This window comes from Micromonospora sp. NPDC005215 (assembly GCF_040607915.1).
In the GTDB taxonomy this organism is placed as follows: Bacteria; Actinomycetota; Actinomycetes; order Mycobacteriales; family Micromonosporaceae; genus Micromonospora.
Map to the genome: position 1 here is coordinate 15519 of NZ_JBEXHQ010000037.1, position 25791 is coordinate 41309.

At 71.3% G+C, this 25791-nt stretch carries 30 protein-coding genes and 3 pseudogenes; 11 read left to right on the forward strand and 22 right to left on the reverse strand.

Going from position 1 to position 25791, the window contains the following annotated elements:
- Positions 1-327: 327 nt before the first annotated feature.
- Complete coding sequence (locus tag ABZU25_RS24480) at positions 328-810, reverse strand: Tn3 family transposase (protein WP_355031750.1); 483 nt, start codon at positions 808-810, stop codon at positions 328-330.
- Positions 793-1068: pseudogene (locus ABZU25_RS24485) on the reverse strand (Tn3 family transposase); the annotation flags it as partial. The gene ABZU25_RS24480 and the pseudogene ABZU25_RS24485, both read right to left, overlap by 18 nt.
- A 158-nt stretch (positions 1069-1226) precedes the next feature.
- On the opposite strand from ABZU25_RS24485, the gene ABZU25_RS24490 reads away from it, so the two are divergent.
- Complete coding sequence (locus ABZU25_RS24490; protein ID WP_355031702.1) at positions 1227-1694, forward strand: HNH endonuclease; 468 nt, start codon at positions 1227-1229, stop codon at positions 1692-1694.
- A 516-nt stretch (positions 1695-2210) separates the two neighbouring features.
- Here the strand turns inward: ABZU25_RS24490 and ABZU25_RS24495 are convergent.
- The 9 genes from ABZU25_RS24495 to ABZU25_RS24535 form a co-directional block, all read right to left on the reverse strand.
- Positions 2211-2903 carry a class I SAM-dependent methyltransferase gene (locus ABZU25_RS24495; RefSeq protein WP_355031703.1) on the reverse strand — a complete coding sequence of 231 codons (693 nt, stop codon included), beginning with the start codon at positions 2901-2903 and terminating at the stop codon, positions 2211-2213.
- A gap of 158 nt (positions 2904-3061) precedes the next feature.
- Complete coding sequence (locus tag ABZU25_RS24500) at positions 3062-3898, reverse strand: NAD(P)H-binding protein (protein ID WP_355031704.1); 837 nt, start codon at positions 3896-3898, stop codon at positions 3062-3064.
- Positions 3895-4788, reverse strand: a complete 894-nt coding sequence (locus ABZU25_RS24505; RefSeq protein WP_355031751.1) for an NAD(P)H-binding protein — start codon at positions 4786-4788, stop codon at positions 3895-3897. The genes ABZU25_RS24500 and ABZU25_RS24505 overlap by 4 nt, the downstream gene beginning before the upstream one ends.
- Positions 4789-5118: 330 nt before the next feature.
- Positions 5119-5457, reverse strand: a complete 339-nt coding sequence (locus ABZU25_RS24510) for a recombinase family protein (RefSeq protein WP_355031752.1) — start codon at positions 5455-5457, stop codon at positions 5119-5121.
- On the reverse strand, positions 5364-5606 hold the full coding sequence (locus ABZU25_RS24515) for a recombinase family protein (RefSeq protein ID WP_355031753.1): 243 nt from the start codon (positions 5604-5606) through the stop codon (positions 5364-5366). The genes ABZU25_RS24510 and ABZU25_RS24515 overlap by 94 nt, the downstream gene beginning before the upstream one ends.
- The gene (locus tag ABZU25_RS24520) at positions 5546-5728 is read right to left on the reverse strand and encodes a recombinase family protein (protein WP_355031754.1); all 183 of its coding nucleotides are present in this window, start codon (positions 5726-5728) and stop codon (positions 5546-5548) included. Before ABZU25_RS24520 ends, ABZU25_RS24515 begins: the two co-directional genes overlap by 61 nt.
- Before the next feature lie 197 nt (positions 5729-5925).
- The gene (locus ABZU25_RS24525; RefSeq protein ID WP_355031705.1) at positions 5926-7827 is read right to left on the reverse strand and encodes a prolyl oligopeptidase family serine peptidase; all 1902 of its coding nucleotides are present in this window, start codon (positions 7825-7827) and stop codon (positions 5926-5928) included.
- Between the two features lie 188 nt (positions 7828-8015).
- Positions 8016-9437, reverse strand: a complete 1422-nt coding sequence (gene rox / locus ABZU25_RS24530; protein WP_355031755.1) for a rifampin monooxygenase — start codon at positions 9435-9437, stop codon at positions 8016-8018.
- A 249-nt stretch (positions 9438-9686) separates the two neighbouring features.
- Positions 9687-10070 (reverse strand): hypothetical protein, encoded by a 384-nt coding sequence (locus tag ABZU25_RS24535; RefSeq protein ID WP_355031760.1) that lies wholly within the window; start codon positions 10068-10070, stop codon positions 9687-9689.
- On the opposite strand from ABZU25_RS24535, the pseudogene ABZU25_RS24540 reads away from it, so the two are divergent.
- Together ABZU25_RS24540 and ABZU25_RS24545 are read left to right on the forward strand one after the other, a co-directional pair.
- Positions 10060-10200: pseudogene (locus ABZU25_RS24540) on the forward strand (SDR family oxidoreductase); the annotation flags it as partial. The gene ABZU25_RS24535 and the pseudogene ABZU25_RS24540 overlap by 11 nt on opposite strands.
- 186 nt (positions 10201-10386) lie before the next feature.
- The gene (locus ABZU25_RS24545; RefSeq protein WP_355031761.1) at positions 10387-10581 is read left to right on the forward strand and encodes a hypothetical protein; all 195 of its coding nucleotides are present in this window, start codon (positions 10387-10389) and stop codon (positions 10579-10581) included.
- 198 nt (positions 10582-10779) lie between these two features.
- Here ABZU25_RS24545 and ABZU25_RS24550 read toward each other — a convergent pair whose 3' ends face one another.
- Positions 10780-11397: a TetR family transcriptional regulator gene (locus ABZU25_RS24550; protein ID WP_355031706.1), complete on the reverse strand. Its 618-nt coding sequence runs from the start codon at positions 11395-11397 to the stop codon at positions 10780-10782.
- A 92-nt stretch (positions 11398-11489) separates the two neighbouring features.
- On the opposite strand from ABZU25_RS24550, the gene ABZU25_RS24555 reads away from it, so the two are divergent.
- The 3 genes and pseudogenes from ABZU25_RS24555 (at position 11490) to ABZU25_RS24565 (ending at position 12829) form a co-directional block, all read left to right on the forward strand.
- Complete coding sequence (locus tag ABZU25_RS24555) at positions 11490-11915, forward strand: nuclear transport factor 2 family protein (protein WP_355031707.1); 426 nt, start codon at positions 11490-11492, stop codon at positions 11913-11915.
- A gap of 39 nt (positions 11916-11954) precedes the next feature.
- Positions 11955-12383 (forward strand): annotated as a pseudogene (locus ABZU25_RS24560) (histidine phosphatase family protein); the annotation flags it as partial.
- Positions 12353-12829: a hypothetical protein gene (locus ABZU25_RS24565; RefSeq protein WP_355031708.1), complete on the forward strand. Its 477-nt coding sequence runs from the start codon at positions 12353-12355 to the stop codon at positions 12827-12829. The pseudogene ABZU25_RS24560 and the gene ABZU25_RS24565, both read left to right, overlap by 31 nt.
- Before the next feature lie 31 nt (positions 12830-12860).
- Here the strand turns inward: ABZU25_RS24565 and ABZU25_RS24570 are convergent, their stop codons facing one another.
- Genes ABZU25_RS24570 through ABZU25_RS24580 form a run of 3 tightly spaced genes read right to left on the reverse strand, consistent with a single transcriptional unit; the run spans position 12861 to position 15425 of the window.
- Positions 12861-13643: an ABC transporter permease gene (locus ABZU25_RS24570; RefSeq protein ID WP_355031709.1), complete on the reverse strand. Its 783-nt coding sequence runs from the start codon at positions 13641-13643 to the stop codon at positions 12861-12863.
- A 31-nt stretch (positions 13644-13674) separates the two neighbouring features.
- Positions 13675-14436, reverse strand: coding sequence for an ABC transporter permease (locus tag ABZU25_RS24575; protein WP_355031710.1), 762 nt, complete (start codon positions 14434-14436; stop codon positions 13675-13677).
- Between the two features lie 11 nt (positions 14437-14447).
- Complete coding sequence (locus tag ABZU25_RS24580) at positions 14448-15425, reverse strand: ABC transporter ATP-binding protein (protein WP_355031711.1); 978 nt, start codon at positions 15423-15425, stop codon at positions 14448-14450.
- A gap of 123 nt (positions 15426-15548) precedes the next feature.
- Between ABZU25_RS24580 and ABZU25_RS24585 the strand changes: the two genes are divergently transcribed.
- On the forward strand, positions 15549-16115 hold the full coding sequence (locus ABZU25_RS24585; RefSeq protein WP_355031756.1) for a maleylpyruvate isomerase N-terminal domain-containing protein: 567 nt from the start codon (positions 15549-15551) through the stop codon (positions 16113-16115).
- Between the two features lie 3 nt (positions 16116-16118).
- On the opposite strand, the gene ABZU25_RS24590 is transcribed toward ABZU25_RS24585, so the two are convergent.
- Together ABZU25_RS24590 and ABZU25_RS24595 are read right to left on the reverse strand one after the other, a co-directional pair.
- Positions 16119-16724, reverse strand: a complete 606-nt coding sequence (locus tag ABZU25_RS24590) for a GNAT family N-acetyltransferase (RefSeq protein WP_355031712.1) — start codon at positions 16722-16724, stop codon at positions 16119-16121.
- The gene (locus ABZU25_RS24595) at positions 16703-17188 is read right to left on the reverse strand and encodes a DUF1992 domain-containing protein (protein WP_355031713.1); all 486 of its coding nucleotides are present in this window, start codon (positions 17186-17188) and stop codon (positions 16703-16705) included. Before ABZU25_RS24595 ends, ABZU25_RS24590 begins: the two co-directional genes overlap by 22 nt.
- A gap of 228 nt (positions 17189-17416) precedes the next feature.
- On the opposite strand from ABZU25_RS24595, the gene ABZU25_RS24600 reads away from it, so the two are divergent.
- Positions 17417-18067 (forward strand): LysE family translocator, encoded by a 651-nt coding sequence (locus ABZU25_RS24600; RefSeq protein ID WP_355031714.1) that lies wholly within the window; start codon positions 17417-17419, stop codon positions 18065-18067.
- Between the two features lie 70 nt (positions 18068-18137).
- Here ABZU25_RS24600 and ABZU25_RS24605 read toward each other — a convergent pair whose 3' ends face one another.
- The 3 genes from ABZU25_RS24605 to ABZU25_RS24615 are packed head-to-tail and all read right to left on the reverse strand — an operon-like array spanning position 18138 to position 21097.
- Complete coding sequence (locus ABZU25_RS24605; protein WP_355031715.1) at positions 18138-18971, reverse strand: SDR family oxidoreductase; 834 nt, start codon at positions 18969-18971, stop codon at positions 18138-18140.
- The gene (locus tag ABZU25_RS24610) at positions 18968-20392 is read right to left on the reverse strand and encodes an NAD(P)-binding domain-containing protein (RefSeq protein ID WP_355031716.1); all 1425 of its coding nucleotides are present in this window, start codon (positions 20390-20392) and stop codon (positions 18968-18970) included. The genes ABZU25_RS24605 and ABZU25_RS24610 overlap by 4 nt, the downstream gene beginning before the upstream one ends.
- A 57-nt stretch (positions 20393-20449) precedes the next feature.
- Positions 20450-21097: a TetR/AcrR family transcriptional regulator gene (locus ABZU25_RS24615; protein WP_355031717.1), complete on the reverse strand. Its 648-nt coding sequence runs from the start codon at positions 21095-21097 to the stop codon at positions 20450-20452.
- Between the two features lie 57 nt (positions 21098-21154).
- On the opposite strand from ABZU25_RS24615, the gene ABZU25_RS24620 reads away from it, so the two are divergent.
- From ABZU25_RS24620 to ABZU25_RS24630, 3 genes are all read left to right on the forward strand, one after another.
- Positions 21155-22546 carry an MFS transporter gene (locus ABZU25_RS24620; protein ID WP_355031718.1) on the forward strand — a complete coding sequence of 464 codons (1392 nt, stop codon included), beginning with the start codon at positions 21155-21157 and terminating at the stop codon, positions 22544-22546.
- 49 nt (positions 22547-22595) lie between these two features.
- Entirely contained in the window at positions 22596-23744 is a 1149-nt protein-coding gene (locus tag ABZU25_RS24625; RefSeq protein ID WP_355031719.1) for a hypothetical protein, read from the forward strand.
- A 234-nt stretch (positions 23745-23978) separates the two neighbouring features.
- Positions 23979-24320: an RNA polymerase-binding protein RbpA gene (locus tag ABZU25_RS24630; RefSeq protein ID WP_030489777.1), complete on the forward strand. Its 342-nt coding sequence runs from the start codon at positions 23979-23981 to the stop codon at positions 24318-24320.
- 61 nt (positions 24321-24381) lie between these two features.
- On the opposite strand, the gene ABZU25_RS24635 is transcribed toward ABZU25_RS24630, so the two are convergent.
- Positions 24382-24900 carry an FxsA family protein gene (locus tag ABZU25_RS24635; RefSeq protein WP_355031720.1) on the reverse strand — a complete coding sequence of 173 codons (519 nt, stop codon included), beginning with the start codon at positions 24898-24900 and terminating at the stop codon, positions 24382-24384.
- A 68-nt stretch (positions 24901-24968) separates the two neighbouring features.
- Positions 24969-25778, reverse strand: a complete 810-nt coding sequence (locus ABZU25_RS24640; protein ID WP_355031721.1) for a polyprenol monophosphomannose synthase — start codon at positions 25776-25778, stop codon at positions 24969-24971.
- Positions 25779-25791: the final 13 nt, after the last annotated feature.

Here is a 25791-nt window from a genome sequence, read left to right on the forward strand (position 1 = left end):
ACGCCGGCGAACTGAGGTTTTCCACCCGCACCAGCTGGCAACGAGGTTTGCTCCATGTCGAGGAACGGTACGAAGTCGTCACGGAGGGCCGGATTAAGCAGGAATCCATCTATGAATTCACCATGCGGCCGTGGTCAAGAGCTGAGTTGTCATCGGTGCTTCGCCGAAACGGCATGCGACACACCGATATTGCGGGTGGCATTGGCCGCCGTACTTCAGACCGGCTGTTCGTGGTGGCCAGCTCGAATGACTCGGCGGGCCCTGAGTGAACGGCACGTCGTTCTTGATGACCACACTGTCATCGACAGATCCGGCCTTCACCCGCGCTCACTCCTCGTCGGGGTCGGCGTGACCTGGGTCTCGCAGCGGTCGTCGCCCGATGCCTTCGGCCAGTTGCAGCGGTTGGAACGAGTAGTGGCCGTGTACGTTGATGTGGGCGTACCAGTAGGGGTGGATGCGCAGCACGTCCTCGTCGAGTACCGGGTAGCCGGATTCGCGAAGCGTGGCCAGGATGCGGTCCAGATAGACGGTGTTCCATAGGGCGACGCAGTTGACGACGAGGCCGAGCGCGCCGAGCTGGTCTTCCATCCCCGCGTGGTACTTCTCGCGTAGTTCGCCGCGACGGCCGTGGCAAATGTACTTGGCCAGCCGATGGCGCTCTTCTTGCAGGTTGCGCATCCGCTTGATGTCGCGCCGGCACTGTTCCCGGTCGACGTAGGACAGGACGTGCAGCGTCTTGAAGATCCGGCCGAAGTGGGCCAGGGCGTCGCCGAGCTGGGTCGGCGAGTCGCGGGGCGTGCCCGACAGCACGATCCCCGCGGTCCCCACCCCCTGATCGTTGATCATGTTGAGCCAAGTGACGCCCTTCTTGCGGCCGAAGTACTTCGGGTTCGGGCGCGCGTCGATGCTGCGTACCGGGACCACGAACCGGGTGCCGTCCACCGCGGCCACCAGGCCGCCGCCCCACAGCGTCGCGGTGGGGATACCGGCCTGACCCCGGATCAGCGGCGCGTTGGCGGCGGCGTGGCATTCGGGGCGCACGTAGTTCTGGTACACGTGGTTGATCCGCGAGCGGGTTAGTCACGGGCCGTACCGGTCGACCGATGTCCGGGCTGGGGGGCAGCAGCGGGCTGGCGAGGATCAGCAGTCCCGCGACCGTGATCGCCGTACGCGGGGGCCTGCTTCAGCAGGTCGAAAGTGTCGGAGCGCTGGTCTAGCCTGGCGAGATGCTGTCGCAGGTGAAGGGCTTGTCCCGACATTTCACGGAGGAAAGCCTGCGCGCGTACCTCGTCGATCGTTCGGCTCGTCGAGACGACGGCTGCCTGATCGTGTGCGGTTACGGTGACCGGCGGGGCGTGTACCAGAAGGTCGCCGGGAGGGCTTGGGCGCACATCACGGCCTACGTCGTCTTCGTGGGTGGTTACGACCCGAGGTTGGACGTGCACCACCTCTGCGGAGTGCCGGACTGCATCGAACCCACTCACCTACAGCAGGTGACCCACGCCGAGAACTGCGGCAACCGCACCCAGCAACCGCTCTGCCGCAACGGGCACGAGCGAGAAATCGATCCCACGACTGGCCGATACCGCAAGGTATGTCGCCAGTGCAACAGCGATGCCCAGAGAAGGTGGCGTGTCCGCCAAGCCGCAGAGGTTGCCGCAGCACGGGCTGCTTACGGGCGACAGGCGAGCTGAGTACGCACGACGCCGTCTCCGGTTCGTGTCGTGCCACCGGGTCCGCTGAGCAGTACGCCCTGATCCGGTGTGTGGTCGCGCCACCGCGCGCCGGGACTGGATGAGTAGGCACGTGAACGGGCTACGGCCCGCTGATACAACATCCTGATTCCTTACGCACAAGAACTGTCATTATGATGCACGCACCTTTCGCCCTTTTTGTAGGCACGATTTATCGAATTACTGTTAACGACAAACCAGTAACAGACGCGGCGGAGTCGACGACGTCGTTCGCGGGCGGCACGGAGGAGTTATCGCTCCCCAGTCGAGTTGGCGAGTTGGCCTGTCGTGGCGGCGAGAGGTTGGCGAGTTCTGGACTGTGGCGAGCAACGTCAGGCGGGAGCGCGCTTCAGCACGAGATCCGTCTGGGGTCGTGACATCAGCTCAGGTCAGTGACGACCGGTCGGGAGGCAACGACATCTGAGGCCGCACGCCGAAGCTGTCCGCACCGCGGCAGGACCGACGCAGTGAGCGTCGTTAGGGGCGGCGGAGGCGGAGGGCTACGAAGCTCGGACGCTCGGTCAGCCGCTCGTAACGCTCCGGGTCTATCGCGCGAAGCGACTCGACCGCCCTGGGCTCGACCAGCCGCTCCAGCACGAACCCGGCGTCGAGCACCTCGGTCACCAGAGACTCGAGGGTCATCCGCTGGAAGCGCATGGTGATCCCGTCGGCGAGCGGAAACTCGACCCAGCTCTCGTCGAAGTACGATCCGCCGAAGTACCTCCAGTCCGACAGCGGATGTGTCGCCGACAGCAGGAACCAACCGCCCGGCCGCAGCACTCGCCGTACCTCGCCGAGGAACCGGGCCCGGTCGGTCAGGTGGTGCAGCACCAGCGCGCAGACGACCCCGTCGAACGACGCATCGGCCGCGAATTCCAACGGGGCGTCCAGGTCGTGCTGCTGGACTTCGGCGCGATCGCCGAGCAGGACCCGGGCGTGGCCGACCAGCGTCGCGCTGCCGTCCACCGCCACCACCTCGGCTCCCCGGCCGACCAACTCGGCCGCGTAGTGGCCGCCACCGCAGCCGGCGTCCAGGACCCGGAGACCTGCGACGTCGCCCGCGAGCGCGAGCATGGCCGGGCGGTCCGTGTAGGCGTTGTGCGGACCGTCGGCGGCGTAGGCCGCAAAGACGTCACCGGCCTGATCGTGATACGCGTGGGCTGCGGGCACCCGGGAAGCTTGCCCGGGTGGTGGTGTGGCCGCAACCCGAATCGGACCACACCGCGCTACAACGAGGCGGGTTTGCGAGCGTTCGTCGCGTCGTGCTGGGTTGACGGTCGGGTACGGCATGTGGACCGGGCGGTCAGCGATGCCCCACGACGAACGGTCTATCGGAAGTCGGCTGCGTGGTCGGTGGCCCATTGCGTGAATGTCCGCGCGGGTCGGCCGGTCAGGTGCGGGACGATGTCTGCCCACTGCTGGTTCGTCGGGGCGGGATCACGCGCGGACTCCGCCCACATGGTGAAGATCCAGTCGACGAACGTCTCGGGATAGCCGTTGCTGATCCATTCGGCCCGGGCCTCGGCCGGATCGAGTTCGTCGAACCGCACTGTGTCACCGATTGCCGTGCCGATCGCGTTGACCTGCGCGACGGTGGTGAGCGCCTCGGGGCCGGCGAAGGTGTAGGTCCGGCCGGCGTGGCCGTCCTCGACGAGCACCGTCGCGGCGACCGCGGCGATGTCCGCCTCATGAATGGGTTGGGTGACCGCAGCCCCGTATGGGCGGCGGACCACCCGGTCCGCCTTGATAGCTGGGACCGAGTCCAGCCAGTTCGCGGCGAACTCCCCGGGTCGCACGTGTGTCCATTCCAGACCGGAGGCCTCGACCGCACGCTCGACCGCCAGGTACCCATCTTCGCTGTCGTCGGTGTCGGCCAGCGCCCCGGACAGCACGACGATGCGCCGCACGCCGGCCCGCTTCGCAGCAGCAACAACGGCACGCGCCCTGCGTCCGACGGGGAACAGGTACATGCTCTCGACGCCGTCCAGCGACGGCTCCAGAGACGGGGGGTCAGTCAGGTCCCCACCGACGACCTCCACCCCGTCCGGAAGACTCGCCGCCGACGGCGTCCGCGTCAGCGCGCGGACCCGCTGGCCGGTCTTCACCAGTTCGACGACGACGTGTCGGCCCACCATGCCGGTGGCACCCGTGACCAGGATCGTCATCGTGCCACCTGCGGCCGGAAGTCAGCGACGTGGTCGTTGGCCCACTGGGCGAACGGGCGTGGTGGCCGTCCCGTCACCCGCAGATAGGTGTCCGTCGGTGGCAGCGCACCCGTCCCGTCGACCGCGTCGGCAAGCAGTGCGATCATCCAATCGGCGGTCTCCTCGTCCAAGCCGTCGCGCAGCCACTGCGTGCGCGCCTCGGCGGGATCGAGTTCCTCGAACCGCACCTGCGTGCCGATGGCGGCACCGATCGCGGTGGCCTGCTCCGTCTGCGAAACCTTGACCGGGCCGGTGACGGTGTGCGCGGCACCGACTTGGTCGTCGGTCAGCAGTGCCGCGACCGCCACGTCGGCGATGTCGGCCTCGTGGACCACCGGGTAGCCAGCGGCAGCGTACGGCCCGCGCACCATCCGTTCGGTCCGGATCTGATCGGCCCACCGCAGCGCGTTGGCGGCCAACAGGCCCGGCCGCACATGGGTCCACTCAGCGCCGGAGGCCTCCACCAGCAGTTCCAGCCCGCGGTGCGCTTCGCGCTCTTCGGTCAGGTGCCGCCCGAGGGCGCCGTTGCCTCCGGTTCCGGGGGCGAACCCGGCCGCCGCCGCAGAGTGCACGACGAACCGGGTGACGCCGGCCTTGACCGCCTGATCGACGAACCCATGGTCGGTCGCGGTGTACACGAAGGGGAACAGGTACACCGACTGCACTCCGTCCAGCGCCGCTCGCCAGGTCTCGGGACGTTCGAAGTCTCCCTGGACCACCTCGGCACTGTCCGGCAGCCGGCCTGTCTTCGGCTGGCGGGTCATCGCCCGCACCGGTCGCCCGGCCAGGACCAGTTGGGCCACCACCTGGCGACCCACGTTTCCGGTCGCTCCGGTTACTAGAATTGTCACGTTGCTCCTTCTCGAATACCTGGAGTGGGCAATAGACCGCCGCCGCGAATCCACGACCAATGGCGCGGCGGCGGTCACCACACGCAGGCTAGGCGGAGATTTCAAAAGTCGCACATCGTACATATGTACGATGTGCACGGCTGTGCGCCGCCCGCCTCGACGCCGTCCGGCTGCTCGGCCTCGAGGCCCGGGGATGAGACAGCCGCGGGCCAGGAACCTGACGGCGCAACACCCGGCCCGGCTCAAGCCCGAGTGAGTATCCAGATCTGCCGCGATCCGCGCGTGGGGCTGGCCGCTGCGGTCAAGCGTTGGCACCCCGGGTGGCGGGCGTCAGCGTGGCGCGGTGTCGAGGGCGCGGCTGAGTGTCCATCGGGAGACGCGCAGCTTGGCGGGGACGTCGGTTCGGGTTTGTCCGGCGCCGAGCAGGATGCGGGCGTCGGTGATCTGTTCGGGGGTCAGTGCGCGTGGGCGGCCTCCGACGCGGCCTCGGGCGCGGGCGGCGTCGAGGCCTTCGCGAGTGCCCTTGACGATCTGCTGGCGCTGGAACCTGGCGATCGCGGCGAACACGGTGAAGATCAGTTCGCCGGACATGTCGTCGCTGGTGTAGAGCACGATTCCGTCGAGGGTGCGGAAGTGGCGACCGTTGGCGTGCAGGTCGTCTTCGTCGATGGCGAGGAGTCGCGGGTGTCGTGGCCGAGCCGGGTCAGGTCGAGCACGACGAGGGTGTCGCCGCGGCGCATGTGATCGAGGGCGGCGGTCAGGCCTGGCCGGGTGGCGCCCTTGGCCCGGATGCCTTGTCGAGGTAGATCCGGGCGCAGCCGGCGGCCATGAGGGCGTCGATCTGGCGAACCAGTTCCTGGGCATCGGTGGATACCCGCGCCAGCCCGATGAGGTCATCGCGGGCGGCTGGGTCGTCGCTGAGGATGACGTGATCTTTGATGGTGGCCTCCCGGGCCGATCCAAGATCGGACCACGTTCAAGATCATCGCTAACGCCGTTTTCGTGGATCTTGCTAGTCACGGGCCAGCACCACGGCGTTGAGCATCAGTCCGAGCGCGCCGAGCTGGTCTTCCTGCCCGGCCCGGTAGGGCTGCACGATGTCGCCGCGGCGTCCGTGCGGGATGTGCAGTCCCGCGGTCAGGGCCGCAGCCAGCGATCAAACCAGGCGCGGGTACGGCGCAGGACGTCGAGTTGGTGGTTGCGTTCCCGGATCGAGTGGCCCTCCCTCGGGTAGATCACGAACTCGTGCTCGACGTCGAAGTGGCGCAGCGCTCGGTGGAGGTATACGGCCTGTCCGAGGGGAACGTTGGTGTCCTCGGCGCCGTGCAGGATGAGCACCGGAGTGCGGATGCGGCTGGCGAAGGAGATCGGGCTGACCGCGTCATGGGGGTGTGGGCCGATGCCGGACCAGCCGGTGCTGCCACCGAGCGCGGCTTCGAACTGGCCGTTCTCCCCCGTCGCGGCGAGCATTCCCCAGTCGACGATGCCGGCGCCGACCAGCGCGGCGCGGAAGCGGTCGGTCTGGCTGACGGCCCAGGCGGACATGAACCCACCGTGGCTCCAGCCAGCGATGCCCAGCCGGCCCGGGTCGGCGATGCCCTCGCCGATGAGCAGGTCGATGCCGGTCAGGATGTCGGTCCACTCCTGCTGTCCAACCCGGCTGGCGACGCTGGCGGCGAACTGGTGGCCATGGCCCTGGCCACCACGCGGGTTGGGCAGAAACACGGCGTAGCCGGCGGCGGCCAGCCACTGCGCGCTGGGGAACCAGAACAACTGGCAACGGTCGGCGTAGCGATCGTACGGGCCTCCGTGCACGATCGTGACCAGCGGGAACGGGCCTTCCGACGCGGTTCTTCCGACCGGCAGTACGAGCAAGCCGTCCAGGTCGAGGCCGTCGGCGGCACGGTAGGCAAGCGGTCGTTGCGGGCCGAGTGCGATGCCGTCCAGTTCCGGGCGGGTGTTGGTGATTTTTCGCAGCGGCCCGGCTGGCGGTCCGACGTGAACGTTCGGAGGTTGATAGCGGGTGCCGGTCAGGACGGCGATGTCTTCACCGGCGGGGGTGGTGGTGAGGTTGTCGAGGCGTCCCGGGTGCTGCGACAGGGTCGTGAGGTCGGTGGGGTCGAGCCGGGCCAGTGTCGAGTTCAGGCCGTCGGCGAACACAACGAGCGGGGCACCATCGGTCTCACCGAGTGTGGTGGGGCACATCGAGAGACCAGCGGTGCGGTTGCGCAGGACGCGGCTGTCCACGGCCAGGTCGAACACGGCGGTGCCGGCCTGCAGAACCGGTGGGGTGAGCGCGATGTAGCCGAGGTGCCAGCCGTCCTCGCCCGGCCACCAGGCCAGAGATCGTGCGTCGGCTCCGACCGGTCCGAGGTGCTCGGTGGTCCCGGTCGCTGGGTCGAGCAGGTGCAGTTGGCCGGTACGCGGGCCGTAGTCGTTGTCGGCGCTTGCGCCGGTCAGCACGGCAAGTGGCCCGCCGTCGGGACGTTGCCGCAGTTCCATGACGTGCCGGTCACCGAACACGTCCGGGGTGGTGATCCGGCCGGTGCGCAGGTCGAGCAGGCGCAACCGGGCACGCGGTTCGTACTCGCCGACGACAATGGCGTCGTCGCGGTCCCGGGCGCGGCGCGCGTCCTGCTCGGTGGGTTCGTCCTCGGCGAGCAGAGCGACCAGGTCGGGGTCGGCGAGCGGCAGGTGGTCGATGACGCCGGCGCGCCAACTGGTCAACGTGGTCGTCGTGCCGTCGGCGAGGTTGAGCCCGTGCAGCTGCGGGGTACCGCGGCCGGCGCGGTCGGACAGGAAGAACAGCGTCGCCGAGTCGGCCGACCAGCGTGGCCGGGACTCGGTCGCGGTGTCGGCGGTCGCCCGACGCGACGCGACGGCACCTTCGGTGTCGACGAGCCAGAGTTCGGTGTCGAGGCGGTCACCGGTCCGGCTGATGGGTGCGAGGACGTAGCACACCAGACGCCCGTTCGGGGCGAGCGCCGGGGTCCGCGGGTCACGACCATCGACCACGAGCTCGGCGGTCAGACCACTCATGCGATCAGTCTGCCAGCATCGACAGGGCGCTCCGTTGCTGGATCAGCGCACGGGAAACGCGGGCCGGCCTGGTTGGGCGCGCATTCGTGCTCAACCAGGCCGGCTGTGGACGAGTGACCGCTGTCCCGTGCGGTCACTGGGCCGGGCTCACACCGCTTCCACCACCGGCCGTCCGAGCCGCCAATCCGTCAGTGGGTGGGTTCGTCGAACCAGCGGGAGAGGTGGTCGTCCAGGTTCTGCTGGTTGTCGCCGATCCAGGCGACATGGCCGTCGGGGCGCAGCAGGACGCCCGGAGCATCCAACTCCGCGGTGGGATCGGCCAGGTGATCGACCCGGTCTGACCAGCCGCCGACGGTCAGGCGTTCGGTGCGGTCCAGCAGCAGGCCCCGGCCACGGTGCAGCAGACCGTAGAGGTTGCCCTGTTTCACAGCGATGTCGCGCAGGCGGCGGCCGAGCAGGTCGGGGCCTGGGCCGAAGTCGTAGCGGATGCCGACCGCGGTGATCTTCTCGATCAGGTGGCGGTTCACCTCGTCGAGGTCCATCAGTTCGGTGAGCAGCCTGCGCACGGCCCGCGGTCCCGGTTCGGTGGACAGCAGTTCCGTCTGGGCGCGGGTGTTGTCCAGCACGTCCGCGGCGACCGGATGACGTTCGGCCTGGTACGTGTCCAGCAGAGTCTTCGGCGCCCAGCCACGGACCTGCGCGGCCAGCTTCCAGCCGAGGTTGACCGCGTCCTGAACGCCCAGGTTGAGGCCCTGTCCCCCGATGGGCGGGTGGATGTGTGCGGCATCGCCGGCCAGGAGCACCCGACCGACGCGGTAACGGTCGGCCAACCGGGTGGCATCCCCGAAGCGGGACAACCAGCGCGGGGAGTGCACACCGAAATCGGTTCCCGCGATGGCGCGCAACTGTTGTTGGAAATCCTCGAGGGTGGGTGGCACCTCGCGGTCGCTGACTCCCGCGGCGGGGACCACGACGCTGTAGACACCGTTACCGAAGGGCCGGAGCCAGAAGGGATGAATGTCGCGGATCTCGGCCACCTTGGCGGCGATCTCCACCTGCGGCGCGTCTACTTCCATCTCGCCCATCAGCGTCTCGGTGCGCGCGGGCTCGCCGGGGAAGCGGACGCCGAGCAGCTTACGCACCGTGCTGCGCCCGCCGTCACACCCGACGAGATAGCGCGACCGCAGCTGTTCCCCGTCGGCCAGCTCGACGGTCACGCCCTCGTCGTCCTGCTCGATGCCGACGACCGCGCAGCCGCGCCGGACCTGCGCGCCCAGTTCGATCGCGTGCTCTTCGAGCAGGTCGACGATGACCGGCTGCGGGATCCCCAACAGGTAGGCGTACGCGGAATCCAGTCCCTTGGGCACGGGTTTGGCGATCGCGGCGAAGAAGCCGGCGGCCGGACGCTGCCTTCCGTGCGGAAGGACGCGATCCAGCAGTCCGCGCATCGCCATCAGCTCAAGACTGCGAATGTGCAGACCGACGATGCGCACGAACGACGCGGGCGCGGTTTCCCTTTCGAGAACGAGTACCCGCACATCGTGCAGCCGCAGTTCCGCGGCCAGCATGGCACCGGTCGGCCCGCACCCGGCAATGATCACATCGAAGATGAGATGCCCGCGGTCATTCGACGACTGCTCGGCGGTGGATTGCAGAGAACGCATAGGTGTTGCCCTTCGAGAGTGCCTTGTTGGCGAGGCGCTCCCGGCGACACCTACGTCAATCGCCCGGCCATGACGGGAAGGGGAGCACCCACATCGATACAGAGTTCATGGGTCTCACCTCCTCGGGCGGTGTCACGGTCAGCTGCAAGCTACAAGCCGAGCATCAGCCCGTCCAGTGCTTTTACCGCCACGTGATCAGACGTTCCCGTGCGGTGAGGTCAGCGATCGGTGGAGCCACTCCGTCATGAGCGCGCGTTCGGCGTCGGTGAGCCCCGCAAGGTCGGGCACCACCGTGGCGAAGGTGACCGCCACGGCGCTCACTGTCGTGTCGGGTGTCGCCGGAGTGCTCACGAGGATGCTGCCGAGCACGGCGTCGAACATGGCGTCACCCAGGCCACTGTCGCGCTTCTCCGGGGGCGTCGCCAGGAGGGCGAGCACGGTTCCGTTGCCGGCAGCGTGGATCATCATGAGTGCGCGTCGCTCGTCGACAGCCAACAGGCCGGCCACGGCCAGTCGCCGTACGCGGGTGCGCAGCACCTCCATGCCGGCAGTCGTCGCCGGCGACGGCATGTTCGTCATCACCGGCGCCACCGGTCAACTCGGCTCCCAGATCGTCGATCGGTTACTCGAGCGGGTTCCCGCCGAGACCGTGGGCGTCAGCGTGCGCGACGTGACCAGGGCCGCAGGTCTCGCCGCACGCGGTGTACGGGTCCGCGCCGGAGACTTCACCGACCCGACCACGCTGCAACACGCCTTCGAGGATGCCGAAAAAGGTCCTCGTCGTGTCCGCCGCCATTCGCGGCAGCGGCGCGGTGACCGCGAACCGCGCCGCCATCGACGCCGCCCACGCCGCCGGGGCAGTGCCGTCACGGGCCGCACCATCAGGCGTGTCGTAATGGATGACGAGGAGTGGCGGGCCGCCACCATCGCGGGTGGCGGCCCCGCGGCAGCAGCCGACTTCACCCTCGGCATGTACCGCGCGGCTCGCCGTGGTGAATTCGCCGTCACCGACCCGACACTGGAGACCCTCATCGGTCACCGTCCGACGTCCGCCCGTTCGGTGCTCACGGCCATCGCCGCCCAGGCCTGAGGGGCGCAGGCTCACCCGGGGTGTCCCAGCGGATGAGGGTCGACGGCACCGCCTCGTCCTCCGGGAGGTTGGCTGGGCCGCCGACCAGCGGCCGCACCCACCTGAGCAGTCCGGCGTTTTCGGCGACGAGGCCGGCGATGCCAACACCCAGACGCTGCGACCGCGCGGCGGAGCGTGCGCCCCGACGCGGATCGCCGCTCAACTCGCGCCGGCGGGCCGGACCGTTGACGGCGGCATCTCGGTCGTCGCCAACGTCTGGAAGCACGGACGAAGCAGCTCGATGATCTGGTCGGGCGAGGCGTCCGCGAGTCGGCCGAGTCGAAGCAGGTAACGCTCGATGATCACGCCGTGGACGATTGCGCTGAGCAGGCTGGCGCGCAGTTCGGCGTCCTCGGTGGGAATCGCGGCGGTGATCTGGCTGAGCTGGGGCTCGGCGGCGGCTCGGTACCGCTCGGCGGCGTCGCTGTTGGTGAGCATGGAACGCAGCACCGCCAGTGAGGCAACCGGTTCGCCGTCCAGGCGGCTGGAGAGTGAGGCGAGCAGGACTTCGACGATCTCGCCACTGCCGCCGCCGGGCAGCTCGTCGGCGGACAGCTCTTCGGCGGGCAGCTCGGCGGCACGGGAGAAGAGGTTGTCCTTGGTGCCGAAGTAGTGCATCACCAGGCCGGCGTCGACCCCGGCCGCCTTGGCCACGGCGCGGATCGTGGTGCGCTCATAGCCGAGTTCGGCGAACATCTGCCGGGCCGCCACCAGGATGCTCTCTTCGGTCTGGCGGCGCTGCTGGGCTCGAGTCAACCTCGGGCTCGGTTCAGTCACCTGGTCATTCTACGGTTGTTGACCGGCCCGCCCGTTCGTTCTACGCTCGTTCAATCAACGCTTGTTCAACCAATACTGGCCGGGAGGTCGCGATGACAACCTCGTCCCGCACGGTCGTCGAGAAGGTCCTGCGGGCCGGCCGCGAGGTCGACATCGAGACGTTCGTGGAGTTGATGGCGCCGGACGGATACCTCGAGTGGCCGTACCGTCCGCCAGGCGTGCCCGGCCGACTGCGGGGGCGTGCGGAGATTCGTCGTCATCTCACGGAGACAGCCGGCACCTTCATCACGTTCGACGAATACCGCAACGTGGTGCTGCACGAGACCACCGACCCCGAGGTCGTCATCGTGGAGTACGAGGCGTACGGCAGCGTCGTCGCCACTGGCAAGCCGTTCGAGCAGACGGTGATCGCGGTCCTTCGGGTCCGCAACGGTCAGATCCTGTCCTATCGCGACTACGTCAACCCCCTGCCACTGGTCGAGGCGCTGGCCAACGTCACCGCCGCGCGGTCAGACTGACGTCGACAGAGTTCTCGACGACCCGACTGGGAGCCCCACTACGAGCGGAGTTGGGCCGATCCGTCGTTCGCGCGGCCCGGTGGCGAGAGCCTGGACCAGGTGACCGCCCGTGCCGTTGCGGCGGTGCGGGCGCTGGCCACGGCGTACCCCCGTCAGGGTGTCGTCGCGGCCAGCCACAGCACGCTGATCGCCCGAGCGCTCGGCGGTCTCGGCGTTGCCGCGGACTGGGCCTTCGAGCGGCGCATGCCCATGCCGGCGGTCTATCGCCTCCGCTTCACCGACCCGAGCGCCAGGCCGATGATCTGCGGCCCCCACCTCACGGGATCGGCGCATCGCGCCGACGCGGGCGGTCGGCACGGTGGACCCGTCGAGCGTGCGCCACCGAGGCCGCAGGGTGATTTGACCCTCGACCGGGTCGAGGCCCGAGCATCGGCGACATGGACGACCAACCGACACCCGACCCGATAATGACGCGCATCATCGAGGCGGTGCAGCTCGGCCAGTCCGGTCGGCAGGTCCAGGCCCGCGAGCTGCTCGGCGCGTTGTGGGACGAGATCGGCCCCGGCGGCGACCCGCTGCACCGCTGCACCCTCGCCCACTACCTTGCCGATCTCCAGGACACCACCGAGGCGGAGCTGAGCTGGGACGAGCGTGCCCTGGCCGCCGTGTCCGACCTGACCGACGAACGCGCCAAGCGGTACCTGTCCTCGCTCCAGGTCCGGGCGTTCCTGCCGTCGCTGTATCTCAACCTGGCCGACTGTCACCGGCGCCTGGGCAACCCTGCCCAGGCCCGCAAGCACCTGGCCCGGGCCGGTGAGCATCTGGCGCACCTGGCGGACGACCCGTACGGCGAGGCCATTCGCGCGGCCGTTCGCGACTTCGCCGCTGACGACCCGACCGACCGCCGGAGGTAACCCTCGGCGGGGCCGAGACGCCCGGCCCCGGTCAGCTCAGCATCGCCCGGGTCATCCGACGGGTCGCGACAGACATCGCGATCGTGCCGAACGCGGCGAGGTAGACCACCGGGATCAGCAGGTCCCAGCCGAACCGGCCCAAGGCGGGCTCGCGTACCAGCTCGATGCTGTGGTAGAGCGGCAGCGCCTGGATCAGGGGCCGCACCGCCTCCGGATAGACCGACAGGGGATAGAACGTCGTCGCGAACAGATACATCGGCAGCATGAAGAGCTGGATGTACTGGAAGTCGGGGAAGTCGCGCAGGTACGTCGTCACGGCCAGCCCACCCGCGGCGAACGCGTACGCGATCAGCACCGACGCGGGTAGGGCCAGCAGCACCCAGGCCGAGGTGACCAGCCCGCCGACCGCCATGAGGGTGAGGAATCCGATCGAGGTCAGCAGCGCGTTGATCATCGCGCTGCTGACCTCGCCGACGGCGATGTCGGTGACGGACAGCGGTGTCGGCAGGATCGCCTGGTAGGTCTTCTCGATCCTCATCCGGGTGAAGACGCCGAAGCTGGTCTGGTTGAACGCGGTGTTCATCGCGGTCGTGGCCAGAATCGCCGGGGCCACGTAGACGGCGTACGGGACGTCGACCCCGGGTACGGTGCCGACGAGCAGCCCGACGCCGACGCCGATCGACAACAGGTACAGGATCGGTTCGACGAGCGCGTTGAGCAGCGGCGTGACCGACCGACGGTAGATCATGAAGTTGCGTTCGACGAGCGCGAGAGCTCGGCGTCTCGTCCAGGCGGGTACGACGACGGTGCTCATGCTGTCTCCACTGGGCTCGCTGAATGGGCCGTCACGGGTGCAACCGTCGGCGGTAGGTGACCCGGGCGACCAGGAAGCCGCCGACCGCGAGCGTCAGCAGGTAGGCGATGTGGACGCAACTGCCGGTGATCGTCGCCGTGCCGAGGCTGAGGGTGCGGCACAGCTCCACCCCGTGCCACAGCGGCAGCACATAGGACAGCGGGCGGATCCACTCCGGTAGCTGGGAGACGGCGAAGAACGTACCGGAGAGCATGTACAGCGGCATGATGACGAAGCGGAACACGGTGTCGATGTGGCGCAGCTTGCGTACCCCGACCGCCCACGCGGCGGCGGGCGCCGCGAACGCGACCCCGGTCAGTGTCGCGCCGAGCAGGGCGCCGAGCGCCCACCAACCCCCGACCAACCCGAACGCGGCCATCACCGCGACGAAGGCGCCGCTGGCGATGAGCACCCGGAAGGTGATGAAGAGCAGGTGCCCGGCGGCGAGTTGCTCCGGGTCCAGTGGCGTCGGGGTGGCGCTGCGGTAGGCCCCGAAACCCGCGGCCCGGGCGACTCCCCCGGCCCCCTCCAGGAACGCGTTCTGCATCGCCGCGGCGGCCAGCATGCCCGGGGCGAAGAACGCCGCGTAGGAGACACCGGCGATCTGGGCTGGCGCGTTGTCGTCGACGAGGGCGCCCAGGCCGGCGCCGATACCGACGAGGAACAGCAGCGGGTTCAGTACGTTGAGGACGATCGAGCCACGCCAGGTGCGCCGGTAGCGCGTGACCCAGTATCCGAACGCGTGCAGCACCATGGTCTCTCCTGCTACTCGATGAGCGATCGGCCGGTGAGCGTGAGAAACACGTCCTCCAGCGTCGCGCGGCGGACCAGCGCGGTGAGCGGTGTCAGCGACATGGCGTGCACCGCGGCGAGGGCGGCCTCGCCGTCGGCGGTGTAGACGAGCACCCGGTCGGGAAGCGACTCGACGCGGCCGTCGGTGTCGGTGCCGCCGGTGGCCAGGGCCGACGTCCGGAGCTTCTCCGCGACGGTGTCGCGTTCGTCGAGGCGGAACCGCAGTTCCAGGACCTCTCGGGTGGCGTACCTGGTGATCAGGTCCCGCGGGGAGCCCTGCGCGACGATCCGGCCGTGGTCGACGACGATGAGCCGGTCGCAGAGCTGCTCGGCCTCGTCCATGTAGTGGGTGGTGAGGATGAGCGTGACGCCCTCCTGCTTGAGCTGGAAGAGCCGGTCCCACAGGATGTGCCGGGCTTGCGGGTCGAGGCCGGTGGTGGGCTCGTCGAGGAGCAGGATGTCGGGTTCGTTGATCAGGGAACGGGCGATGGTCAGCCGTCGGCGCATACCGCCGGAGAGCGTCTCGACCTGGTCACCGGCCTTCTCCTGAAGTTGGGCAAAGTCCAGCAGACGGGTCGCGCGGTCCCGGATGACGGCCCGTGGCAGGCTGAAGTATCGCCCGTAGATGTGCAGGTTCTCCCGGACGGTCAGCTCGTTGTCCAGGTGGTCGTCCTGCGTCACGACGCCCAACCGGGCGCGGATCTCCGGCCCCTGTCGCATCGGGTCCATGCCGAGCACGCGCAGGCTGCCGCCGCTGATCGGCGACGTCGCGGCGATCATCCGCATGGTGGTGGACTTGCCGGCGCCGTTGGGGCCGAGCAGCCCGAAGGACTCCCCCCGCCCGACCTCGAAGTCGATGCCGTCGACGGCGTGGAACTCCGCTGTGGACCCGCGCGGCGGATAGATCTTGGCCAGTTGTCTCGCGTGGACCAGGGGCTCTGCGATCACCACGGCAGCCTACGGAAATCCAACAGCAGTCTGCAAGATTTGAGCATCACCTTGAAATTTTCGGTGCAACGGTAGATCTCGGTTGCTTCGCCCGACCGGCGCTGCGAGAGTCGTCGGATGTCAGCGATGACCGGTGCGGACCTGCTCCAGGCGGCCGACGAGATGATCAGGGTGTTGCACCCGTACCGCGAGCGCGACTGGTCCGTGCCCGCCGGCCCGCTGACGTGGAGCTGCTGGACCACCGCCGCGCACGTCGCGCACGACCTGCTCGCGTACGCCGGCCAGGTCACCGGCCGCCCGGAGGACGGCTACCTGCCGTACGACCTGCGGGTCTCCCCCGACGCGAGCCCGGCGCAGACCCTCATCGTGGTGCGGGCCTGCGCCGGGCTGCTCGCCGCCGCCGTCGACGCCGCCCCGCCAGGCACGCGGGCCTGGCACTTCGGTCCCTGTGACCCGGCCGGCTTCGCCGCGATGGGGGTGGCCGAGACCCTGCTGCACACCCACGACATCGCCGTCGGTCTCGGCGTGCCCTGGCAGCCGCCGCGGCGGTTGAGCACGGCGGTGCTGCGGCGACTCTTCCCGGACGCCCCGGACGGCGCCGCGCCCGAGGTCCTGCTGTGGATGACCGGCCGCGGTGACCTGCCCGGCCGGGCACGACGCACCTCGTGGCGGTGGCACGCGGCGGTGGGCTGAGCGCTAGCCGGCGCTCAGCGAGTGCCGGTGACCGTCCAGCGGAAAGGGCGGCCGGGCCGGCAGCACCTCCTGGAACACGTAGCCGCTCTTCTGCGCCACCCGGCAGGACGCCACGTTGTCCACCTGGTGCAGCAGGTCGAGGCGCTCCAGCGCGGGAAACTGGCCGAACGCCCACCGGCTGAGCGCGGTGACCGCCCGCGGGGCGACGCCGTGCCCACGTGCCCACGCCGCCGTCCAGTAGCCCACCTCGGGCACGGGCCAGTCCGTGCTGACCTTCTTGAGCACCACGTTCGCCACCAGCCGTGGATCGTCCGCGTCGTCCTCGAGCACCGCGAAGCTGTACCGCCGACCGGCGTCCCAGTCCTGTCGCGTCCGCTCCAGCCACTGCCGGCCCTCGGCCGGGTCGGTCACCGGCATCCGGGTCCACCGGCGCAACACCGGGTCCCGGTACGCGTCCAGCAGGGCGTCCAGGTCGTCGTCCCGCCAGGGGCGCAGGACGAGATCCGGCATCGAGGAGGTGCCGGACGCTCGTAGGTCGATCACCATCGGCACAGTCTGCCGGTGCCGGGCACGGCCGACCAGACCGGTCAGCGCGACCGGTGGCGCCACGGCAGCCACCAGGCGCGACGCGGCCGGTGTGGCCGGACGACGGTCACCCGGTCGGTCGCCGGCGTCGGGAGGCTGGGCGCGCTGTGCTCGGCGCGCCAGCGGCGTACCACCTCGTCGACGTTCACCGGACGCACCGCCACGCGGGGGCCGTCGGGGTTGCGCAGCCATGCCACGATCTGCGCGTTCAACTGCCCCACGACGTCGCGTACGGCCCGTTCGGTGGGCAGGTCGCGGACCTCGTCGGGGACCTGCTCGATGCGTCGGCGCAATTGCAACGGGGTGGGCAGGAGCAGGTCGCTGGGCAGCGCCTCACGCTCCAGAAAGCTCTTGATCCACCACGACTCGTCGTACGGCATCCCTCGGCCGGGGATCGGCTTGCCCATGCCGGGCAGGTCGTCGAACTCGCCGCGTTGCGCGGCTCCCCGGATCTGCGCCTCCACTGCCGCTTCCCACGCCTCGGTCACCCTGCGGCACCTCCCCCCGGCCACCGTAACGTGCCGCCTCGGCCCGGCGACACGCACTCGCACCGGGTCAGCGCGCCCGCGCCCGTGACCATTCCCGGCGCCGATCGGCCGTGGCGGTTTCGGTCCGGGTGACCGGATTCAGGGCCACGACCTGCCAGGTGGCCCTGGGCCGGCGCGGTCACCTCGGCCTACGGTCCGTGCGGGGCTGTCGAGCGGGGGGAAACCATCATGGTGAGCACTGGCGCACTGCTGGGCATCGCGCTTGTCGCGTTGGGGCTGGTGCTCACGCCCGGCCCGAACATGGTCTACCTGGTGTCCCGCTCGGTGGCGCAGGGCCGCCGAGCCGGGCTGATCTCGCTGCTCGGGGTGGCCGCCGGTTTCGGGGTGTACCTGGCCGCGGCGGTCGCCGGCCTGGCCACCGTCTTCGTGCTGGTGCCGACCCTGTACGCCGTGGTGAAGCTGGCCGGGGCCGGCTACCTGCTCTGGCTGGCCTGGCGGACGCTGCGTCCGGGCGGCCACTCGCCGTTCACACCCGCGCCGCTGCCGCCGGATGCGCCCCGGCGGCTGTTCACAATGGGTCTGGTCACCAACCTGCTGAACCCGAAGATCGCGATCCTCTACGTGTCGCTGCTGCCGCAGTTCATCGACCCGGCGCGGGGGCACCTGGCGGTGCAGAGCCTGCTGCTGGGCCTGACCCAGATCGTCGTCGCGCTGAGCGTGAACGCGCTGATCGTGCTCAGCGCCGGCACGTTGGCCGGGTTCTTCGCCCGCCGACCGGGCTGGCTGCGGGTGCAGCGATGGGTGACCGGGACGGCCCTGGCCGCGCTGGCCGTCCGGATCGCCGCCGACCGGTCCCGCGCGGCGGTCGCCACGCCCTGACCGGCCGGGTCACCGCCTGCGGTGGCGGCGGGCCATGGCACACGCCACGCCACGCCCTGACCGCGGAAGCTCACCGTCCCCGGTGGCGGCGGACCATCCCGGCGGCCAGCGGCGCGGCGTCCAGGTCACCGGCGGCGAGCCGGGCGGCGAGGGTACGACGGACCAGCCGGTCGGCCAACGCGGGCGCGTGCCGGCCGACGGCCAGCTCCAGCCGACCACGCGTCGTGGTCGCCACGTCGCGGGGCGCTCGCCGGGCGGCGGCGGTACGCAGGATCGCCGCGACCACCCCCTCGACGGGCTCGGGGCGGGACACCCCCCGCAGGGACAGGCCGGCCTCGGCGGTGCTGTGGTGGATGGGTGAGACGACCATGCTCGGGTAGACGACGCTCACCCCGACGTGCGTGCCCACCTCGTGGCGCAGCGCGTCGGCGTACGCGACAAGCGCCCGTTTGCTGACTCCGTACGCGGCGGCGAGCGGCAGTGGCAGCACCGCCATCCGACTGGCCACGAAGATGACTCGTCCGCGCGCGGCGAGCAGCGGTGGCAGCGCCGCGGCGGTGGTCCGCCAGGCGGCGAGCAGGTTGACCTCCAGCTGTCGGCGGACCATCTCGTCGGGTGGCAGCTCGGCGGGGGCGGGGCCACCGACACCGGCGTTGTTGATCAGCAGGTCCAGCCCGCCGAGCCGGTCGACCGCGGCTCGCACCGCCGGTGCCACGGCGTCCGGGTCGGTCAGGTCGCAGCCGAGCACCGGCAGGTCGCCGTCGGGGCGCTCGTGCAGGTCGAGCCCCACCACCTGAGCGCCAGCGGCGGCGAACGCCGCGCCGAGATGCCGGCCGAAGGTTCCGCTCGCGCCGGTCAGCAGCACCCGGCGGCCGGCCAGCCCGCTGGCCACCCGACCCCTCACCGCTCCACCCCGACCGAGGAGGCCCCACCGGCCCCACCGGTCGCACCGGTCGCGCTGGCGGCACCGGCCCCACCGGCGGCACCGGTCGCACCGGCGGCACCGGTCGCGCCGGCGGCACCGGCGCGGCGGGTTCCGGCGGCCAGCTCGCGGGCCAGTTCGGCCAGGTAGACGTCGAAGTCCACGCGCATCGCCGGGCGGCGCTGGCCCCACCGGGCGGTCGCGGCCCGCAACTCGGCCCGACACGCGGCCCGCTGTCGCTCCGGGTCCGGCAGCGCGTACCGGCCGGCGAGGTGCGCGGCGATCACCTTGGCCTGCGCCTCCACCAGGGGGAACGCGGAACCGGTGGACTGCATCAGCCCCACGAAGCTCAGGCCCGGGGCGTCGGTGTGGAACACGTGCCGGTACAGCGGCAGGGTGTCGGCGCCACCGCCGAGCAGCGCCGGGTCGAGAAAGGGGATCTCCACCCGGTAGCCGGTGCACCAGATGATCAGATCGACGCTGTCGCTGCGGCCGTCGGTGAACTCGACCCGGTCCCCGTGAATGGCGGCGACGCCGGGTCGGGCCTCGACGTCGCCGTGGGTCAGCCGGGACAGCAGCCCGTCGGAGAGCGTCGGATGGTCCTGCAGGAAGCCGTGCATCGGCGCGGGCAGCCCGTAGCGGGCGGGGCTGCCGACGGTGGCGCTCAGCGTCGCCTGGCTGATGCGTTGACGCAGTCGCCACGGCAGCCGCCGGGCCAGCGCCCCGTTCAGGGTGTCCGAGGGGCGGCCCAGCAGGTACTTGGGCACCACCCAGACGCCCCGGCGCAGCGAGAGCAGGGTGCGGGTGGCGGCGTACGAGGCGTCCACCGCGATGTCCATCGCCGAGTTGCCGCCGCCGACGACCAGGACCCGCCTGCCGGCCAGCTGCTCCGGGCCCCGGTAGTCGTGGCTGTGCAACTGCTCGGCGGTGCACCTGCCGGGGTACGGCGGATCGGGCAGCCGGGGCACCCGGTTGTGCCCGTTGGCGACGACCACGGCGTCGACGGTGACAGTGACCGGGCCGTCCGGTCCGCTCGCGGCCACCGTCCAGGTGCCGCCGGGATCCTGGGTGACCCGCTCGACGACGTGCCGCAGCCGGATGTCCTCGCCCAGCCCGAAACGGTCGGCGTAGTCGGCGAGGTAGCCGGCGACCCGGCGGTGGTCGGGGTAGTCGGGCCAGTCCGTCGGCATCGGGTGGTCGGCGAACTGGGTGCGCCCTCGGCTGGTGTTCAGGTGCAGCGTCCGGTACGCGGGCGAGTCGGGTGCCCCGTAGACCCAGAGGCCGCCGACCTGTTCGGCGGCCTCGAAACCGATCACCGGCACCGCGGCGTCGCGCAGTGCCTTGACGGCGGCGAGCCCGGCCGCGCCAGCGCCGATCACCGCCACCTGAGGTGGTACGCCCATCGCCGCCCCCCACTTAATCCAACGTCTGATGGATAATCGTCGGGCGGCGGTGACGCGTCAAGGGGTCGACGACCCGTACAGGCCGTCGAGCAGGCGATGCACGAACGCCCGGAACTCGCGCCGCTCCCGAGCGGCCGGCGCGCCCGCGGCCAGTGCCACCACGTGTGCGTGGGTCGCCCACACCAGGCTGCGGACGGTGATGTGCGGGGTCGGCTCCACCAGCGCCCCGGCCGCCGCGGCGGCGGTGAGCAAGTCCGCGACCAGCCGGTACAACGGCTCGGCGTAGCGCTTGTCCAGCTCGGCGTGCCGCTGCGGTTCGAGCCAGCGACGCAGCCACAGCGCGGTGGTCTCCGGGCGGTCCTCCAGGAAGTCGACGAAGACGTCGACCAGCTCGTGCAGGGCGCTGCGGGCCGCGTCCGGCCCCGCGTCGAGGGCCGCGCGGGCCTGCTCGGCGGCCTGGGTGAGCACCTCCTGCTCGGCGGCGAAGACCCGGGCGAAGCAGGCGTCGTAGAGCGCCGCCTTCGTACCCGTGTGGTGCGCGACAGTGGCGACGTCGACCCCGGCGGCGGCGGCGACCTCCCGCAGCCCGACGGCGTCGAAACCACGCTCGGCGAACAGCGCGGTCGCCGCGGTGAGCACCACCTCGCGGGTGGGCCGGGTCTCGTCGCGGCGGGGCCGACCGGGACGGCGTCGGGGCATGGTCATGGCCGCCATTCTGCCCCTACAATCCAGCAACCGTTGGATTACCGAGGGGACGCGGCGATGACCGGGCTCGACCGACGGCCCGTGGCCGCCACCGACGCGACGCTTGCCCGGGGCCCCCTGGCGGGCTTCGCGACCGGCTCGCTCGGCATGGGTGTCTGGGTGACAGTGCCCGGCCTGCTGCTGCTGTACTTCCTCACCGACGTGCTGGCGGTCGGGCCGTGGCTGGCCGGCCTCGCGCTGCTGCTGCCGAAGATCGCCGACGTGCTGCTACACCCCTGGGTGGGGCACCGCGCCGACGTCGAGCAGGCCCGCCGGGGCGACCGGCGTCGCCTGCTGCTGCTCGGCTGCGCCCTGCCGATCGCGTTCGCCGCGCTCTTCGCGGTGCCCGGCGGGCTGACCGGCGTGGCGGCGGCCGCGTGGGTGGCGGTGTTCTTCGTCGCCGGCAACCTGCTCTTCGCCGCCTACCAGGTCCCCTACCTGGCCACCCCGGCCGACCTGCGGATCGGTTATGACGAACGCACCCGGCTGATGGCGTTCCGGATGGTCGTGCTGACCCTGGGCATCCTGCTCTCCGGGTTGCTGGCCCCGCTGCTCACCGGCGGCGACGCCGCGACCCGGGGCGGCTACCAGCGGATGGGCGTGATCCTCGCCGTCGGGATGCTGGCCGCCATGCTGGTCGGTGTCGCCGGCATCGCCCGGCTGCGCGGCGGCGCGGCGGACCCCACCCCGGCGGGGCACGGCGGGCGGCGGGCCCTGCGCACCGCGCTGCGCGACAGGCAGTTCCGCTGGCTGGTGACCGCGTACCTGGCCATGTCCACCGCCACCCACCTGGTGCTCGCCGGGGTGCCCTACTACGCCGAGTACGAGCTGCGCGCGCCCGGTCTGACCACGGTGCTGGTGGCCGCGTTCGTGGCGCCGGCGTTGCTGGTGACCCCGGCCTGGCTGGTGGTGGCCCGCCGCGTCGGTAAGCAGCGGGCGTTGCTCGGCGCGCAGGGCGCCTTCGCGGTCGGCTCGCTGGTGCTCGCGGTGGGTCGCCCGGCCGGCCTGCCGGTGCTGATCGGCGCGGTGGCGGTGCTCGGGGTGGCGTTCGCCGGTATGCAACTGCTGCCCTTCTCGATGCTGCCCGACGTGATCCGCGCCGCCACCACCGAGCGCGCGGCGACCGCTGGCAGCACCCGCGCCGCCGAGCCGACCGGAGCCGGCACCTACACCGGGGTGTGGACGGCCACCGAGGCCACCGGCGCGGCGCTGGGCCCGTACGCGTACGCGCTGTGCCTGGCCGTTGGCGGTTTCGTGGCCTCCACGGCCGGTGAGTCACCGGCGCAGCCCGACGCGGCGCTGGCGGCGGTCCGCTACGGCTTCGGGGTACTGCCGGCGGTGGCGATGCTCGCGGCGCTGCTGCTGCAACGCCGCTACACCCTGGACGCGAGCGCCCGCGCCGCGAGCTGACCCCGGCGCGGTGCGCCGGGCGGCGCCGCGGCACTAGACTGCCACCTCGATGGACGCCCAGCCCACCACCACCGAGACCCGCCCGTGCGCCCACTGTGGACAGCCGGTGGCGCAGCGTGTCGGCGCGGGCCGACCATTTCGGTACTGCCGGGACAACGACGGCGCCTGCCAGCGTGCCTCCCGCAACAGCCGGATGCGCCACCGCAACGCCCCCGGCCTGCCCGGGCAGGTGGCCCGCACCTGGGAGGCGGTGGACCGTCTCGACCAGATCGTCGAGACGTTGACCGAGTCCCTGCACGCCGAGTTGTCCCCGGTCGGTGTGCAGCGCCAGATCGCCCAGGCTCGCGCGGAGGCCGCCACCGAGGTCGCGGCGGCGCAGACCGAACGCGACGAGGCCCGCGACGACGCCGAGACCGCCACCGCCGACGCGGCGCGTGCCCGTGAGCAGGCCCGCACGGCTCTCGCCGAGGCCGACGAGGCCCGGCGGCGCGCCGAGCAGGCGCACCAGCAGGCCACCGCCGCCGACGAGCGGGCGCGGCACGCCGAGGCCGCCCGCGACCAGGCGCGCCACGACGTCAGTGCCGCCGAGGCGTTGCGCGCCCAGGCCGAACGCGACAGGGACCAGGCCCGCGCCGAGGTGCGCGACCTGCGCACACAACGCGACGCCGAGCGGCAGCGGGTGGCCGACCTGACCGGTGAACGCGACGCGGTCCGCGCCGACGCCGAGCGGGCCACCCGGGTCGCCGCCGACGCGACCGAACGGGCCGGGCGGTGGCAGGCCGAGGCGCAGGACGTGCGGCGCCAGATCGAGCAGGCCCGCGCCGACGCCGCGCGCGCCCGCGCCGAGGCCGCCGACGCCACTCGCGCGCGGGAGCAGGCCGACCGGGCCCGCGACCGCGCCCAGGTCGCCGCCCGCCAGGTCGACGACGCCCGGCAGGAGGTCGCCGAGGTGGCGGCGCGGCTGCGCGCGGAGCTGGCCGCCACCGCCGCCCAACGGGACACGCTCACCGCCGAGCTGAGCGCCGCCCGGCAGGCCGCGGCCACCGCCGAGAGTCAGGTCACCGCCCTGACGGTACGGCTCGACGCAGCCGAAGGTGACCGGGACCTGGCCCAGCGGCGGGTGGCGCAGCTCGGTGACCAGGTCAGCGACCTGGCGGTGGCGCTGGCCCGGCTCGGCTCGGTGCCCACGACCGGTTGAGCCCCACCGGGGCGCAACTTTCACTGCCCCCGGGCGGTTAACCTCCCCGGTGGCAGCGGGTCGGCATCCCCGTTGCGACCCGCCTGGGGATCACCTGGCCGGGTGCGCGCCCCGGCCGGCTACCCTTGGTCGCGGCCCACCCGTGGACGCCTCACGCCCTCGGGCGGGAATGGCTCGACGGGAACGCACCGTTACACCCAGAAGACCAGCACCACGAACGAGGGGAAGTCGATCATGGGCGAGCGTATGCTGCGCGGAAGCCGCCTTGGCGCGGTGAGCTACGAATCCGACCGCAACACGGAGCTCGCGCCGCGTCAGACCCGCGAGTACCTCTGCGCCAAGGGCCATCAGTTCGAGGTGCCGTTCGCCGTCGACGCCGAGGTCCCGATGACCTGGGAATGCAAGTTCGACGGCAGCGTCGCCCGACTCGTCGACGGCAACGAGCCGGAGCAGAAGAAGGCCAAGCCGCCGCGTACCCACTGGGACATGCTGCTGGAGCGGCGCTCGATCGCCGAGCTCGAGGACATCCTCGAGGAGCGCCTGCAGGAGGTCCGAACCCGCCGCGGCCGCGCCTGAGCCGCACGACAACAGCGCCCCCGGGGTCATCCCCGGGGGCGCCGTCGCGTCTGCGTGCGGCCTACTGGCGACCGGGCTCGATGATCTCGCCCTCGATGGCGCGACCGCCGTCGACCACCACCGGCTGCTGCGGCTGCGGGGCCGGTTGCGGCGCACCCTGGCGCACCCGCACCGTACGGGGGCCGAACAGGTCACCGGCGACCATCGAGGACACCCGCCGCTCGGTGGCACGTCGCACCCCGGCGCGGGCCAGTCGACGCACCGGTGGCACCAGCAGCAGCAACCCGACCAACCCGCTGACCAGACCGGGAGCCGCCAGCAGCAGGGCGCCGGCCAAACCCACAAGCCCGTCGGTGACCTGCCCACCCGGTGGCTGCCCGGCCGCCGCGGCGGAGCGGAACCCACGCCAGGCGCGCATCCCCTCCCGGCGCAGCAGCACCAGCCCCAGCAGGGACGCGGCGAACACCAGCAGCACCGCCACCCCGAACCCCAGCGCCCGCCCGACCCCGACGAACACCGCCAACTCCAGCACCACCGCCAGCAACAGGGCCAACGGCACGAACCTCAGTCCTCGGCGCATCTCACCTCATCGCCATTCCCGCGGGCACCTTGGGCGTGTCCCGCTCATCCAGCATGACACGGCGGCGCTCACGGCCACCGCGCCTGACCGGTCGAGGTGCCGTGCAGGCCACGGCGTACCGCCTGCCGCCGGTCGCGCACACCCCAGGCAGTGATCCGCCACAGCGCCTCGGCCACGATCCGCGGGCTCATCTTGCTGTCCCCGCGTTCCCGTTCGGCGAAGGTGATCGGCACCTCCACGATCCGCACCCCGGCCCGGTGCGCCAGCCGGGACAGCTCCACCTGGAACGAGTAACCCTGCGACGTCACCGACTCCAGGTCGATGGCGTCCAACGCGCTGATCCGGTAGACCCGGTAACCGCCGGTGGCGTCCGAAACGGGCATGCCCAGGGCGAGGCGCGCGTACAGGTTGCCGCCGCGCGACAGCAGCAGCCGCCGCAGCGGCCAGTTGAGCACCCGCGCGCCGCTGGTCCACCGCGACCCGATCACCACGTCGGCGTCGCGGGCGGCGTCCAGCAGCGCCGGCAGGTCCTCCGGCGCGTGCGAGCCGTCGGCGTCCATCTCCACCACCGCCTGGTAGTCACGCTCCCGGGCCCAGTCGAACCCCGCCAGATACGCCGCGCCGAGGCCCTGCTTGCCCTGGCGGTGCAACACCTGCACGTGCGCGTCGCCGTCGGCGAGGGCGTCGGCGATCGCGCCGGTGCCGTCGGGGCTGTTGTCGTCGGCGATGAGGACCCGCACCGCCGGAACGGCACGCCGGACCCGGCCCACGATCGCTGCGATGTTGTCGGCCTCGTTGTAGGTGGGGATCACCACCAGCACCCGGCCCACACCCGGCACCTCGTCCGGGCGTCGGATCGTATCGGTCGCCTGGATCACGGTTCCTCCGCTC

Bases quoted from the DNA above. Each gene is read 5' to 3' on its own strand.
- ABZU25_RS24490 (WP_355031702.1), top strand. From the start codon at position 1,227: ATGCTGTCGCAGGTGAAGGGCTTGTCCCGACATTTCACGGAGGAAAGC.
- ABZU25_RS24500 (WP_355031704.1), bottom strand. From the start codon at position 3,898: ATGACGATCCTGGTCACGGGTGCCACCGGCATGGTGGGCCGACACGTC.
- ABZU25_RS24525 (WP_355031705.1), bottom strand. From the start codon at position 7,827: ATGAGTGGTCTGACCGCCGAGCTCGTGGTCGATGGTCGTGACCCGCGG.
- ABZU25_RS24535 (WP_355031760.1), bottom strand. From the start codon at position 10,070: ATGACGAACATGCCGTCGCCGGCGACGACTGCCGGCATGGAGGTGCTG.
- ABZU25_RS24545 (WP_355031761.1), top strand. From the start codon at position 10,387: ATGGATGACGAGGAGTGGCGGGCCGCCACCATCGCGGGTGGCGGCCCC.
- ABZU25_RS24555 (WP_355031707.1), top strand. From the start codon at position 11,490: ATGACAACCTCGTCCCGCACGGTCGTCGAGAAGGTCCTGCGGGCCGGC.
- ABZU25_RS24565 (WP_355031708.1), top strand. From the start codon at position 12,353: ATGGACGACCAACCGACACCCGACCCGATAATGACGCGCATCATCGAG.
- ABZU25_RS24570 (WP_355031709.1), bottom strand. From the start codon at position 13,643: ATGAGCACCGTCGTCGTACCCGCCTGGACGAGACGCCGAGCTCTCGCG.
- ABZU25_RS24575 (WP_355031710.1), bottom strand. From the start codon at position 14,436: ATGGTGCTGCACGCGTTCGGATACTGGGTCACGCGCTACCGGCGCACC.
- ABZU25_RS24585 (WP_355031756.1), top strand. From the start codon at position 15,549: ATGACCGGTGCGGACCTGCTCCAGGCGGCCGACGAGATGATCAGGGTG.
- ABZU25_RS24600 (WP_355031714.1), top strand. From the start codon at position 17,417: ATGGTGAGCACTGGCGCACTGCTGGGCATCGCGCTTGTCGCGTTGGGG.
- ABZU25_RS24610 (WP_355031716.1), bottom strand. From the start codon at position 20,392: ATGGGCGTACCACCTCAGGTGGCGGTGATCGGCGCTGGCGCGGCCGGG.
- ABZU25_RS24615 (WP_355031717.1), bottom strand. From the start codon at position 21,097: ATGACCATGCCCCGACGCCGTCCCGGTCGGCCCCGCCGCGACGAGACC.
- ABZU25_RS24620 (WP_355031718.1), top strand. From the start codon at position 21,155: ATGACCGGGCTCGACCGACGGCCCGTGGCCGCCACCGACGCGACGCTT.
- ABZU25_RS24625 (WP_355031719.1), top strand. From the start codon at position 22,596: ATGGACGCCCAGCCCACCACCACCGAGACCCGCCCGTGCGCCCACTGT.
- ABZU25_RS24630 (WP_030489777.1), top strand. From the start codon at position 23,979: ATGGGCGAGCGTATGCTGCGCGGAAGCCGCCTTGGCGCGGTGAGCTAC.
- ABZU25_RS24635 (WP_355031720.1), bottom strand. From the start codon at position 24,900: ATGCGCCGAGGACTGAGGTTCGTGCCGTTGGCCCTGTTGCTGGCGGTG.